The sequence below is a fragment of the Dyella terrae genome (assembly GCF_004322705.1).
GTDB classification, from domain to species: Bacteria; Pseudomonadota; Gammaproteobacteria; order Xanthomonadales; family Rhodanobacteraceae; genus Dyella_D; species Dyella_D terrae.
This window is the reverse complement of record NZ_SIZZ01000001.1, coordinates 1112887-1126788: the sequence shown is the minus strand read 5'-3', so window position 1 is coordinate 1126788 and position 13902 is coordinate 1112887. Positions and strand designations below refer to the sequence as shown.

At 64.5% G+C, this 13902-nt stretch carries 9 protein-coding genes; 4 read left to right on the top strand and 5 right to left on the bottom strand.

What is annotated here, in order from left to right:
* Positions 1-7: 7 nt before the first annotated feature.
* From EYV96_RS05085 to EYV96_RS05075, 3 genes are read right to left on the bottom strand one after another with little or no spacing between them, the layout of a single operon-like run.
* The gene (locus EYV96_RS05085) at positions 8-1660 is read right to left on the bottom strand and encodes a pseudouridine synthase (RefSeq protein WP_131150385.1); all 1653 of its coding nucleotides are present in this window, start codon (positions 1658-1660) and stop codon (positions 8-10) included.
* Positions 1657-2649 (bottom strand): SMC-Scp complex subunit ScpB, encoded by a 993-nt coding sequence (gene scpB / locus EYV96_RS05080; RefSeq protein ID WP_131150384.1) that lies wholly within the window; start codon positions 2647-2649, stop codon positions 1657-1659. Before scpB ends, EYV96_RS05085 begins: the two co-directional genes overlap by 4 nt.
* Before the next feature lie 36 nt (positions 2650-2685).
* Positions 2686-3591, bottom strand: a complete 906-nt coding sequence (locus EYV96_RS05075; protein WP_131150383.1) for a segregation and condensation protein A — start codon at positions 3589-3591, stop codon at positions 2686-2688.
* Positions 3592-4072: 481 nt separating this feature from the next.
* On the opposite strand from EYV96_RS05075, the gene EYV96_RS05070 reads away from it, so the two are divergent.
* The gene (locus EYV96_RS05070) at positions 4073-5248 is read left to right on the top strand and encodes a DNA polymerase IV (protein WP_165488599.1); all 1176 of its coding nucleotides are present in this window, start codon (positions 4073-4075) and stop codon (positions 5246-5248) included.
* A gap of 74 nt (positions 5249-5322) precedes the next feature.
* The gene (locus EYV96_RS05065) at positions 5323-5694 is read left to right on the top strand and encodes a PilZ domain-containing protein (RefSeq protein WP_131150381.1); all 372 of its coding nucleotides are present in this window, start codon (positions 5323-5325) and stop codon (positions 5692-5694) included.
* A 103-nt stretch (positions 5695-5797) separates the two neighbouring features.
* Here the strand turns inward: EYV96_RS05065 and EYV96_RS05060 are convergent, their stop codons facing one another.
* Complete coding sequence (locus EYV96_RS05060) at positions 5798-7480, bottom strand: AMP-binding protein (RefSeq protein ID WP_131150380.1); 1683 nt, start codon at positions 7478-7480, stop codon at positions 5798-5800.
* Positions 7481-7606: 126 nt separating this feature from the next.
* Between EYV96_RS05060 and EYV96_RS05055 the strand changes: the two genes are divergently transcribed.
* Entirely contained in the window at positions 7607-8059 is a 453-nt protein-coding gene (locus EYV96_RS05055; protein ID WP_131150379.1) for a hypothetical protein, read from the top strand.
* Positions 8060-8115: 56 nt separating this feature from the next.
* Here EYV96_RS05055 and acnA read toward each other — a convergent pair whose 3' ends face one another.
* Positions 8116-10866 (bottom strand): aconitate hydratase AcnA, encoded by a 2751-nt coding sequence (gene acnA, locus EYV96_RS05050; RefSeq protein WP_131150378.1) that lies wholly within the window; start codon positions 10864-10866, stop codon positions 8116-8118.
* Positions 10867-11273: 407 nt separating this feature from the next.
* On the opposite strand from acnA, the gene EYV96_RS05045 reads away from it, so the two are divergent.
* On the top strand, positions 11274-13865 hold the full coding sequence (locus tag EYV96_RS05045) for a bifunctional aconitate hydratase 2/2-methylisocitrate dehydratase (protein ID WP_131151501.1): 2592 nt from the start codon (positions 11274-11276) through the stop codon (positions 13863-13865).
* Positions 13866-13902: the final 37 nt, after the last annotated feature.

Below are 13902 nucleotides of genomic sequence, written 5' to 3'. Positions count from 1 at the left end.
GGGCAACTTAAAAGTTGCCGCCACGATTGCCGCCGCCGCTGCGTCCACCGCGACCGCCACCGCCGCCGCCATGGGGGCGACCGCCGCCGTGACCCTGGGGACGATTGCCGCCGCGCTGCTGCGGACGACCACCCTGGCCACCGGCGCTGCGATTGCCGCCGCCGGCACCGCCGCCACGCGAACGATTGCCTTCGCCGCCGCCGAAGCCGCCGTAGGGGCTACCGCCGCCCTGGCCCTGCGGCTTGCCGCCACGACCACCGGCACGATTGCCATCGCGGGCCTGACCGCCGCCGAAGCCGCCGCGGTTGCCATCGCGCTGCTGACCGCCGCCGAAACCACCACGGCCGCCTTCGCGCTGACCGCCACCGAAGCCGCCGCGATTACCTTCGCGCTGGCCGCCGCCGAAGCCGCCACGACCGCCTTCACGCTGGCCGCCGCCGAAACCACCACGACCGCCATCACGCTGACCACCGCCAAAGCCGCCGCGACCACCGCCGCCGGCACCGCCTTCGCGCGTCTCACCCGCGAACCAGGTGCGCACCGACGGCAGCTCCTGACCCGGCGCCACGCCGCGCTTGCCACCACCCTTGCGACCACGACCGGGGCCGCCTGCTCCGCCCGCGCGCTCGGGGCGTGCGACGTTACCGTTCACTTCCTTGCCCGGCTTGCGGCGCTGCTGCTTGCCGCGCGCGGGTTCTTCGCGAATACGATCGAAGGCGCGAATTTCGCGGGCTTCGTCGTGGTACGAACCGCTCCAGTTGGCACCGGCGCCGCGCTCGGGGCGGTACTCGGTGACGTTGCGGTTGGCGCGGCGCTGATGCAGCACCGGGCTCAGCGTCAGCACCGGCTGGGGTGCGCCCAGGCCGCTGGTCTGGCGCAACTGCTTGACGGCTTCTTCGCCCAGCGCTTCGCAGTCGCCGCGACGGAGCATGCGCGGGAGTTCCACGCTGCCGTAGCGGATGCGCTTGAGGCGGCTGACCAGGAAACCCTGCGAGTCCCACAAACGACGGACTTCGCGGTTGCGACCTTCGCGGATGACGACGCGGAACCAGCTGTGGCTGCCGCCGCGGCTGATGATGCCGATTTCGTCGAAGCGGGCGGGGCCGTCTTCCAGCTCCACGCCCGCCTTGAGCTTTTCGATCATCTCGTCGGGCACTTCACCGTGGACGCGGCAAAGGTATTCACGTTCGAGGCCGCTCTTCGGATGCATCAGCGCGTTGGCGAGTTCGCCATCGGTGGTGAGCAGGAGCAGGCCGGTGGTGTTGATGTCCAGGCGACCGACGGCGACCCAGCGCGCGCCCTTCAGTCGCGGTAGCTGTTCAAACACCGTGGGACGGCCTTCGGGATCTTCGCGGGTGGTCACCACGCCTTCGGGCTTGTGGTAGACCAGCACTTCGGTTTCGTCGCGGTTATCGGTGGCGACGACGAACTGCTTGCTGTCGATGACCACGCGGTCGCCGGCATGGACGCTGGCGCCGATGGTGGCGGGCGTGCCGTTGACTTCGACTTCGCCATTCTGGATGCGCTGTTCGAGCATGCGACGCGAGCCGAGGCCGGCATTGGCAAGCACCTTGTGCAGGCGCTCTTCCAGGGCGGGGGCGGCGGTTTCGGTGCGCGCTTCGCGCTTAAGGGTCAAAACGGATTTCTGTGGCGCATTCATGCGCGGTACTCCTCAGTGTCTTCTGTCGCGTCGCCTTCGTCGGCGTCCGCGGCGGTCTCTGCCTCGGCGGCAGTGATGGTTTGATTCTCGGCGAGTGCGTCGCCGGGTTCGGTCGATTCGCTGGCATCACTGGCCAGCTCGGGTTCTTCGATGGGTTCGACGGAATGGGGGGCTTCGTCGACCTCGGCGTCGGCGACGGCGATGCCGCCAACGTGGAATTCGGAGTCTTCTTCTTCCGTGGTGTTGTCCGATGATTCGTCATCGGGCGTCATGGCTGCGTCTTCGCCGGATTCGGTGTGCGTGATGCTGGCTTCGCCGGCTTCCGATGTTTCCCCGGCTTCCGCCTCGGCTGCCGCACGGGCCAGCGCTTCGGCTTCTGCTTCGGCATCGCCATCCGGATCGATCGGAAGATCCTTCGCCTTGGGCGGGACGCTTTCATCCGCAAAGCGCATCTGCGGATCTTCCATGTCGCGGATTTCGGCCAGCGGCGGCAGCTCGTCCAGCGACTTCAGGTTGAAGTAGTCGAGGAAGGCGCGCGTGGTGCCAAAAAGGGCGGGCTTGCCCGGCACGTCGCGGTAGCCCACCACGCGGATCCACTCGCGCTCTTCCAGGGTCTTGATGATGTTGGACGACACCACCACGCCACGAATCTGTTCGATTTCAGGTCGGGTGATCGGTTGGCGGTAAGCGATCAGCGACAGGGTTTCCAGCAGAGCGCGCGAGTAGCGGCTGGGCTTTTCCGTCCACATGCGCGAAATCCACGGATGGACGTCGAAGCGCACCTGGTAGCGGAAACCCGAGGCGACCTCCCGCAGCTCGACGCCGCGACCGGTGCAATCCGCGGCCAGCGCTTCGAGCGCCTTGGCGATCTGCTCGCGGTCGACTTCGTCTTCTTCGACGAAAAGATCGCCCAGCTGCTGCACCGTCATGGGCTGGCTGGCGGCAAGCAGGGCTGCCTCGATGATGTTCTTCAGTAGCTCGATCTGCATGGCTGATCGGATGCGGTTGCCTGGTGGAGAGCCGGCTTATTCGCCGGCGGAAGCCCGTTCGGGCGTGTCTTCTTCGATGGACTCGTCGGCCTGGGTGACCTTGGCTTTCACGTAGATCGGGCCCAGTGATTCTTCCTGCACGATTTCCACCAGCATTTCCTTGGCCAGCTCCAGCATGGCCAGGAAGGTGACCACGACGCCAAGGCGGCCTTCGGTGACGTCAAACAGCGTCTCGAAGCGATGGAAACTGGCGTCGTTGAGCTTGCCCAGCAACTCGCCCATGCGCTGGCGGACGCTGAGGGCCTCACGTTTGATCGCGTGGTGGCCGAACAGCTCTGCCCGGTGCATGACGTCCTTGAGCGCGAGCAACAGCTCCTTGAGGTCCAGCGGCGGCGGCAACTTGATGACCGTGCGCTCACCCGAATCGGCGTGCACCGGCACCGTGTCGCGCTCGACGCGGGGCAGGGCTTCGATGTCCTCGGCGGCTTTCTTGAACCGCTCGTATTCCTGCAACCGGCGGACCAGCTCGGCGCGGGGATCTTCTTCCACCCCTTCTTCCGCGGGTGGACGCGGCAACAGCAGGCGCGATTTGATCTCGGCCAGGATCGCGGCCATGAGCAAATACTCAGCCGCCAGTTCCAGTCGCATGACGTCGCGCATCATGTCGATGTATTCCATGTACTGCCGGGTGATCTCGGCGATCGGAATATCGAGGATGTCGAGGTTCTGTCGACGGATCAGGTAGAGCAGCAGATCCAGGGGACCTTCAAACGCCTCCAGGATGACCTCGAGGGCATCCGGGGGGATATACAGGTCTTGCGGCATCTGCAGCAGCGGTTCGCCGCGCACGATGGCCAGCGGCATTTCCTGCTGTTGCGGAATGGACGCAAACGCGTCCATCGATGCTGCTACGGGCTGAGGCTCGACTGGCTCAGTGCTCATCAATAATGTCGTTGGGCCGCTCAAAGTCGGCTTGCTGTGCGTTCAACACGTTCGGAACGTTTCGTTCCACCGGCATTCGCTCAGGAATGTCCCCGCTCAGGTGAGGGCCGTCAGGCGACACCCGTATAGCTACTTGCGCGATGCCCAGCCGTTGCGCCGATTGCGCCAACGTCACGGAACGCCATGATGAAAACGCGCTGCGGCGATTTCAGGTCATGCTGGCCGAGAGGGACCTTTGTGCGTCGTTGCCGAAACTGCGGGCAGGGCGCAAGCCGAGGCGCGTGATAGCTGCGTCACGGACGATACAAGAGGTCTGCTGAGTGCATCGGGCGGGTGCTCAAGGCGCCGGGGCTAAACCGACGCGTGTGCACCCTCTGACCCACGCGATTCCAAGATTAACGGCTACATGGGCTTAAGTCCAGTGTGTGGGCATGAACGCTTCCAGTACACAGCGGCGTAAGGCCTAGGCAAAATGTCTCCGATGGCAGCCTCTGAACGATCGATCATCCACGTCGACATGGACGCGTTCTACGCGTCAGTGGAGCAGCTTGATCGCCCGGAGCTGCGGGGGAGGCCGGTGATCGTGGGCGGCCTCGGGCCGCGCGGGGTGGTCTCGACCTGCAGCTACGAGGCCCGACCGTACGGTGTCCGCTCGGCCATGCCGACAGCGCAAGCCCGGCGGCTGTGCCCGGACGGGGTCTACCTGGTGCCCCGGATTGAGCGCTACAGCGAGGCGTCGGCCATCGTATTCGAGGTGTTCCATGAGGTGACGCCCCAGGTCGAGGGCTTGTCCCTGGACGAAGCGTTCCTGGACGTCACCGCCAGTCTCAAGCTGCTTGGGACCGTTGAGTCGATCGGACGGCGGATCAAGCGGTCCATTCTTGAGCGCACCGGGCTGGTGGCGTCCGTCGGCATGGGACCGAACAAGCTGGTGGCCAAACTGGCCAGTGAAATGTCGAAGCCCGACGGTTTCCTGCGCATCCGCGGAGGCGAGGCGCGTACGAAACTGGCGCCGCTGCCGGTGGGGCGCCTGTGGACTGTGGGCAAGGTCACCGAGCAGACCCTGCATCGCATCGGCATCCATACGATCGGCGAATTGGCAGCATGTGACCCTTCGCGTCTGACCCGTGCGCTGGGACGTCAGGCGCCGGTATTGCAGGCGCTGGCGCGAGGCGAAGACAGCCGTGCCGTGGAGTCGGAGCGGGCCGAGCAGTCCATCGGTTCGGAGCACACGTTTGACACCGATGTGGCCGACCGCAACCTTGCCGAAGCGTGGCTGCTCAAGCAATGCGAGCGCGTTGCGGCGCGCGTACGAGCCCGCAACTTGCGCGGCGCCACCGTGACAGTGAAGCTACGCGAACCGCCCTTCACGACGTACACGCGGCAGGCCTCGCTGGCTGCGCCAAGCGCATCGGCCAGCGAGATTTTCGAGGTGGCACGACGCTTGCTTGGTGCTTGGTGGCAGACGCAGCCCAAGCCGCGCCTGCGCCTGCTCGGTGTCAGTCTCTCGGGGTTTGATCGGCTGCCACAGGAGGACATGTTCGTCGAAGGCGCCAGGGGAGCGGCGACCGATCAGGTGCAGGACCGGATCAATCTGCGCTTTGGCAACGGCAGCCTGGTTCGCGCGGGGAGTCTTCGCACCCGCGAGCCGGAATGAGACCCGACCCATCTGGCATGGTGGGCGGGGGTACGAAAAGCATCGCGGGAAGGCGTTGCGACGGGAGGAACAGCATGACCAAAACCGATGGCAAGACCAGCAGTGGTCAAGAACCGGAGCACCTGCGCCCCGCGCGCATGCGCATCGAGACCACTGTGCTCATGAGCCGTGGCAGTCAGTCACAGCCCACAGAGCTGGTCGATATCTCCGCCACCGGTGCACTTCTGCGCCGCCCCTTGGGCTGGCAAGGCGAAGTGGGACAGAGCTGGGTGCTGGACATCATTTTCGGCCACGACCTCCATATCCATCTGGAAGCACAGGTGGCCCGCGTCTCCGATCGCCATATCGGGCTGGCCTATACCCGGATCCCCGAAGACAAGCAGGTGCCGTTGTGGAACCTGCTCGGGGGCTACGCCGACATCCTGGAGATGTGGCGGGACGACTAAGGGAGGAACGGTAAACGGTCAACAGTAAACGGTAAAAGCTCTGCTCTTACTGTTTACCGTTTACGGTTCACAAAAAAAGCGCCCCGAAGGGCGCTTTTTTTACTCAGGCGCTAGCCTTCTTCTCGTCGCGCAGTTCGCGACGAAGGATCTTGCCGACGTTCGTCTTGGGCAGGCTGTCGCGGAACTCGATCACCTTCGGGCGCTTGTAGCCGGTAAGGTTTTCGCGGGCGAATTCCTTGATCTGCTCCACCGTCAGCGACGGGTCCTTGCGGACCACGAAGAGCTTCACGACTTCGCCTGAATGCTCATCCTGCACGCCGACGGCGGCCACTTCGGCCACGCCGGGGTGCTGCATGATGATGTCTTCGACTTCATTGGGGTACACGTTGAAGCCGGACACCAGGATCATGTCCTTCTTGCGATCGACGATATAGACGTAGCCGCGCTCGTCCATGCGGGCGATATCGCCGGTGTGCAGCCAGCCGCTGGGCTCGAGCACCTTGGCGGTTTCATCGGGACGCTGCCAGTAGCCCTTCATGACCTGCGGGCCGCGCACCATCAGCTCACCCACTTCGCCGATCGGCAGCGGCTGGCCTTCTTCGGACCAGATGGCGACGTCGGTGGACGGGATCGGCAGGCCGATGGAGCTGTTGTAGTCGGGGATATCCAGCGGATTGATGCAGACCGCCGGCGAGGTTTCGGTAAGGCCGTAAGCCTCGGCGAGCGTCACACCGGTGACCTTCTTCCAGCGTTCGGCCACGGCGCGCTGCACGGCCATGCCACCACCGAGGGTCAGATGCACCTTGGAGAAATCGACCTCGGCAAAGCCGGGCGTATTGAGCAGGCCATTGAAGAGTGTGTTCACGCCGGTCATGGCGGTGAAGCCGGACTGCTTCAACTCCTTGACGAACTTCGGCATGTCGCGCGGGTTGGTGATGAGCCAGTTCAGGCCACCGAGGCGCATGAAGACCAGGCCGTTCGCCGTCAGCGAGAAGATGTGATACAGCGGCAGGGCCGTGATGATCACTTCTTCACCCGGCTTGGCGCTGGCGCCGATCCAGGCACTGGCCTGCAGCATGTTGGCGATCATGTTGCCGTGCGTGAGCATCGCGCCCTTGGCGACGCCGGTGGTGCCGCCGGTGTACTGCAGGAAGGCGATGTCGTCGTGGGTCAGCTCGACCGATGGCAGCGCGTGCGATGCCCCCTGGCTGAGCGCATCACGGAAGCGCACGGCCTGCGGCAGCGAGTACGCCGGCACCATCTTCTGCACATGCTTGACAACAAAGTTGTAGACCAGGCTCTTCGGGAAGCCGAGCAGGTCGCCGATGCCGGTGGTGACGATGTGCTTGACCTTCGTCTCCGCGACGACTTCCTGCAGCGTGGCGGCGAAGTTGTCGAGCACCACGATGGCCTTGGCGCCGGAGTCTTCAAGCTGGTGCTTAAGCTCGCGCGCGGTGTACATCGGGTTGGTATTGACCACCACGAGGCCAGCGCGCAGCGCGCCGAACAGGGCGATCGGATACTGCAGGACGTTGGGCATCATGATCGCGACGCGATCGCCCTTGGCGAGCTTGAGGACGCCGGTGAGGTAGCCGGCGAACTGACGACTGGCGGCATCGATCTCGGCGTAGGTCAGCGCCGTGCCGAAATTGGAGAAAGCAGGGCGACCGCTGAAGCGCTCAAAGGCTTCATCCAGCACCGCGGCAACCGAGGCGTAGGCGTTGATGTCGATCTGCGCGGGTACGCCTGCCGGGTAGTGGGCCAGCCACGGACGCTCATTGCTCATGTTGGATCCTTAGCTCCTGTTTCGACTGCCGGGCGCGCCCTGTGACGCGCATGGCATGATGTTGTCACGGCATTGGAGCATACGCCCGCGTATAGCGGCAAGCCGCGCTGCAACGAGGAAATTTCCATGCCCCGATGGACGCAAGTGCTTCATCGCCTTCTGTTTGTTTCGCTGGCCCTGACGGCGCTCGCCGCCTGTCGCGGCACGCCTGACGAAACCCGCATCCGCGAAGCGATCGCCGAATCGGCCAAAGCGGCGGGCGCGGTTGACGCTTCCGGCACGCTCGCGCATCTCACCGACGATTTCGATGGCAATGGTGGCGAGCTGGTCCCCAAGGACTTCGCCAACATGCTCCGCCTGGCGAAGCTTCGCGGGGAGACGCTGCATGTGCTGATGGGGCCGGTCGAGGTGGAGCCCCGGGGCGATCGGTACGTGGCGCGTTTCACCGTCACGCTCGGAAGCGGCGGCAAGCTGCTGCCGTCGAGCATCGGCATGTACAAAGTGGAGACGGCGTGGCGGAAAGACGGCAAAGAATGGAAGTGCTTCTCCGCGACGTGGGAACGTCTTGGCGATGGCTAGCCGCTCGCATCGTCCATAGAAGAACGCCGCCCTCGGGCGGCGTTCTTCGTTGAGCCTCAGGCCGCCTTCTTGCTGGCGAGCTGGCGCAGCACGTACTGCAGGATGCCGCCGTGGCGGAAGAACTCCCGCTCCTTCGGCGTCAGCAGCAACACCTTCACCGTGAACTGCTTCTTGCTGCCATCCGGGCTGGTCGCCGTGACCTTGGCTTCCCGCGACTCGCCGCCGTTGAGGCCGAAGATGTCGAAGGTTTCGTTGCCCGTGAGGCCCAGGCTCTGCGCGTTCTCGCCATCCTGGAACATGCACGGCAGCACGCCCATGCCGACCAGGTTGGAGCGATGGATGCGCTCGAAGCTCTCGGCGATCACAGCCTTCACGCCGAGCAACAAGGTGCCCTTGGCCGCCCAGTCACGCGATGAGCCGGTGCCGTATTCCTTGCCGGCGATCACCACCAGCGGGGTCTTGTCGGCCTTGTATTTCATGGCCGCGTCGTAGATGGCCATCTGTTCGCCGGTCGGCACGTACTTGGTGTAGCCGCCCTCGACGCCATCGAGCATCAGGTTCTTGATGCGGATGTTGGCGAAGGTGCCGCGCACCATGACGTCATCGTTGCCGCGACGCGAACCGTAGGAATTGAAGTCCTTCGCATCGACGCCCTTGCTGATCAGGAAGCGGCCGGCGGGGCTGTCCTTCTTGATCGAGCCGGCGGGCGAGATGTGGTCCGTCGTGATCGAGTCGCCGAACAGGCCCAGCACCTTGGCGCCGTGGATGTCCTCGATGCTGCCCGGCTCCTTGGTCATGCCGTCGAAGTAGGGCGGGTTCTTGATGTAAGTGGAGTCGTCCCACTTGTAGACCGAGCCGTCCGGCGAGGCGATCTGGTTCCAGCGACTGTCACCCTTGAACACGTCGGCGTAGTTCTTCTCGAACATGGCCGGATTGATGGCGCCGGCGATGGTGTCCGAGATTTCCTTGTTGGTCGGCCAGATATCCTTGAGGTAGACCGGGTTGCCTTGCTGGTCGTTACCCAGCGGATCCTTGGTGAGATCGATATCCAACGTGCCGGCAATCGAGTAGGCCACGACCAGCGGCGGCGAAGCGAGATAGTTCATCTTCACTTCCGGGTGCACGCGGCCTTCGAAGTTGCGGTTGCCCGACAACACCGATGCCACGGCGAGATCGCCCTCGGCAATGCCCTTGCTGATTTCCGGCGGCAGCGGGCCGGAGTTGCCGATGCAAGTGGTGCAGCCGTAGCCGACGATGTAGAAGCCGACCTTTTCCAGTTCCTTCAACAGGCCGGTCTTTTCGAGGTAATCGGTGACCACCAGCGAGCCCGGGCCGAGCGAGGGCTTCACCCACGGCTGCGCCTTGAGGCCCTTGGCCGCGGCCTTCTTCGCCAGCAGGCCCGCGCCCAGCATCACCGCCGGATTGGAGGTGTTGGTGCACGAAGTGATCGCGGCGATCACCACGGCGCCATCGCCGAGCTTGAAGGTTTCACCGTTGCGCTCCACGCGCACGCCGCTGTCGGTGATGTCGTTCGCCGGATTGCCGATGGCGGCCGTGCCACCTTCGCTGATGAAGTTCGACGTGTCCTGATTGCGCGGCTTGCGATGCGAGGTGAGCGGGCCGACGGCGTCTTCGAAACTCTTCTGCACGCCTTCGAGCAGCACGCGATCCTGCGGGCGCTTCGGGCCGGCGAGCGAGGGACGCACGTCGCCAAGATTGAGTTCCAGCGTGGTGGTGTACGTCGCATGCGGCGTGCTGTCGTCATGCCACAGGTTCTGCGCCTGCGCGTACGCTTTGACTAGCTGGATCTGCTCGTCGCTGCGGCCGGACAGGTGCAGGTAGTTGAGCGCTTCCTGGTCGATCGGGAAAATGCCGCAGGTTGCGCCGTATTCCGGCGCCATGTTGGCAATGGTGGCGCGATCGGCCAGCGGCAGATGCTTGAGGCCATCGCCGAAGAATTCGACGAACTTGCCCACCACGCCCAGCTTGCGCAGCATCTGCGTGACGGTAAGCACGAGGTCCGTTGCGGTGACGCCTTCGGACAACTTGCCACTGAGCTTGAAGCCCACCACCTGCGGAATCAGCATCGACGACGGCTGGCCGAGCATGGCCGCCTCGGCCTCGATGCCACCCACGCCCCAGCCCAGCACGCCGATGCCGTTGATCATGGTGGTGTGCGAGTCGGTGCCGAAGACGGTGTCCGGATACGCCCAGGGCTGGCCGTCCTTGTCCGCGGTAAACACGACGCGTGCGAGATGCTCCAGGTTCACCTGATGCACGATGCCGGTACGCGGTGGCACGACCTTGAAATTGTTGAAGGCCTTCTGGCCCCAGCGCAGGAACGAGTAACGCTCCTGATTGCGATGGAATTCGATCTCGACGTTCTTCTCGAGCGCGGCTTCGGAGCCGAACACGTCGACCTGCACGGAGTGGTCGATCACCAGTTCGGCGGGTGCCAGAGGGTTGATCTGGTTGGCGTCGCCGCCGAGCTTGACCACGGCGTCGCGCATCGCGGCCAGGTCCACCACGCAGGGCACGCCGGTGAAATCCTGCAACACCACGCGCGCCGGCATGAACGCGATTTCGACGTCAGGCTCCGCCTTGGGGTCCCACGTCGCCACGGCCTCGATTTCTTTCGACGTGACGTTGAGCCCGTCCTCGTGCCGCAACAGGTTCTCCAGGAGGATCTTCATGGAGTAGGGGAGTTGCTTGAGGTCGAAGCGTTGGCCGAGCTTGGCCAGGCTGGCGATCTGATAGGAGCTGCCGTTGACGGTGAGGGTGTCGCGGGTGGCGAATGAATCCAGCATGGGGATAACTCCTGTTGCGTAAGTCTGGCGGACGCCCCGGGGGGAGCGAAGCAGAACGATCCTAGAAGACCGAACGTGAGAGTTATTGCAAGGAAAGGCAACCCCTCCCTTCGTATTCCGGCGAGTTTGCGCCTTCGTCGTGACCGTTCAAGCGCTCAGGTCCGCAATTTGGCCCTGTCCCCATGCAAGATTTCGAACGCAGGCGGAAACGGCGTCTCGGATTGCGGCCGTTTGGGCCCGGCTGGCAAAATAGGCAGCTGTAACAACGCCGGGAAACCGCATGGCGGCGGGCTTCGCGCCCCGTCCGACCCACGCAAGGTCCACACGCGACGCTGCACAAGCACCGTCCTGCCGAGGGCTGGATGACCGGCGATGTCATCCTCGAGTTCAACCATCAGGACGAGAACATGCTCAACGCTTATCGCCAACACGTCGCCGAACGCGCCGCCCAGGGTATCCCCGCGCTGCCGCTGTCGGCCCAGCAGACTGCCGACCTGATCGAACTGCTGAAGAACCCGCCGGCTGGCGAAGAGACTTTCCTGGTCGACCTGATCACCCACCGCGTGCCGGCTGGCGTGGACGATGCCGCCAAGGTCAAGGCGTCCTACCTCGCCGCCGTGGCATTCGGTACCGAAAAGTGCGCGCTGATTTCGCGCGAGAAGGCGACCGAGCTGCTGGGCACCATGCTCGGCGGCTACAACATCCACCCGCTGATCGAGCTGCTCGACGACGCGCAGGTCGGTGGCATCGCCGCCACGGCGCTCAAGAGCACGCTGCTGATGTTCGACGCGTTCCACGACGTCAAGGACAAGGCCGACAAGGGCAATGCCAACGCCAAGGCCGTGCTGCAGAGCTGGGCCGATGCCGAGTGGTTCACCAGCCGCCCGGAAGTGCCCGAGAGCCTGACCATCACCGTGTTCAAGGTGCCGGGCGAAACCAACACCGACGACCTGTCGCCGGCCCCCGATGCCACCACGCGTCCGGACATCCCGCTGCACGCCCTGGCGATGCTCAAGAACAAGCGCGACGGCGCGCCGTTCCAGCCGGAAGAAGACGGCAAGCGCGGTCCGATCCAGCAGATCCTCGATCTGAAGAACCAGGGTCACCTCGTGGCTTACGTCGGCGACGTCGTCGGCACGGGTTCCAGCCGCAAGTCGGCCACCAACTCGGTGCTGTGGTGGACGGGTGAGGACATCCCCTTCATTCCGAACAAGCGCTTCGGTGGCGTGTGCCTGGGCAGCAAGATTGCCCCGATTTTCTACAACACGATGGAAGACGCCGGCGCGCTGCCGATTGAACTCGACGTGTCGAAGATGGACATGGGCGATGTGATTGAGCTGCGTCCGTACGACGGCAAGGCGCTGAAGAACGGTGAAGTGATCGCCGAGTTCCAGGTGAAGTCCGACGTGCTGTTCGACGAAGTGCGCGCCGGTGGCCGCATTCCGCTGATCATTGGCCGTGGCCTCACCGCCAAGGCGCGTGAAGCGCTGGGCCTGGCTCCTTCGGAGCTGTTCCGCCTGCCGCAGAACCCGGCCGATACCGGCAAGGGCTACACGCTGGCGCAGAAGATGGTCGGTCGTGCATGCGGCCTGCCGGAAGGCGAGGGCGTGCGTCCGGGCACCTATTGCGAGCCGAAGATGACCTCGGTGGGTTCGCAGGACACCACCGGCCCGATGACCCGCGACGAGCTGAAGGACCTGGCCTGCCTGGGCTTCTCGTCTGACCTCGTGATGCAGTCGTTCTGCCACACCGCCGCCTATCCGAAGCCCGTGGACGTGAAGACCCACCACGAGCTGCCGGCCTTCATCTCGACCCGTGGCGGCATCTCGCTGCGTCCGGGCGACGGCGTGATCCACTCCTGGCTCAACCGCATGCTGCTGCCCGACACCGTCGGCACCGGCGGCGACAGCCACACGCGTTTCCCGATTGGCATTTCGTTCCCGGCCGGCTCGGGCCTGGTGGCCTTCGCCGCTGCCACGGGCGTGATGCCGCTGGACATGCCCGAATCCGTGCTGGTGCGCTTCAAGGGCGAACTGCAGCCAGGCGTCACGCTGCGTGACCTGGTCAACGCCATTCCGCTTTACGCCATCAAGCAGGGCCTGCTGACGGTGGCCAAGCAGGGCAAGCAGAACATCTTCTCGGGCCGCATTCTGGAAATCGAAGGCCTGCCGAACCTGAAGGTGGAGCAGGCGTTCGAGCTGTCCGATGCGTCGGCCGAGCGTTCGGCCGCCGGCTGCACCGTGCATCTGGACAAGGCGCCGATCATTGAATACCTCAACAGCAACATCACGCTGCTGAAGGTCATGATCGCCCAGGGTTACCAGGACGCGCGTTCGCTGGCACGTCGCATCAAGAAGATGGAAGAGTGGCTCGCCAACCCGCAGCTGCTTGAGCCGGATGCCGATGCCGAATACGCCGCCGTCATCGAGATCGACCTGGCTGACGTGCATGAGCCGATCGTGGCCTGCCCGAACGACCCGGATGACGTGAAGACGCTCTCCGACGTCGCCGGTGCCAAGATCGACGAAGTGTTCATCGGCTCGTGCATGACCAACATCGGCCACTTCCGCGCCGCTTCGAAGCTGCTCGAAGGCAAGCGCGACATCCCGACCCGCCTGTGGGTGGCCCCGCCGACGAAGATGGACCAGCAGCAGCTGACCGAGGAAGGCCACTACGGCGTGCTCGGTACCGCCGGCGCGCGCATGGAAATGCCGGGCTGCTCGCTGTGCATGGGCAACCAGGCACAGGTGCGCGAAGGCGCCACCGTGATGTCGACCAGCACCCGCAACTTCCCGAACCGCCTGGGCAAGAACACCAACGTGTACCTCGGTTCGGCCGAACTCGCCGCCATCTGCTCGCGCCTCGGCCGCATCCCGACCAAGGACGAGTACATGACCGACATCGGCGTGATCAACGCCAATGGCGAGAAGATCTACCGCTACATGAACTTCGACCAGATTGCCGAGTTCAAGGATGTGGCGGATTCGGTGACGGCATGACGGCATGACGGCCTGTAAACGGGAAACGGGGAACGGT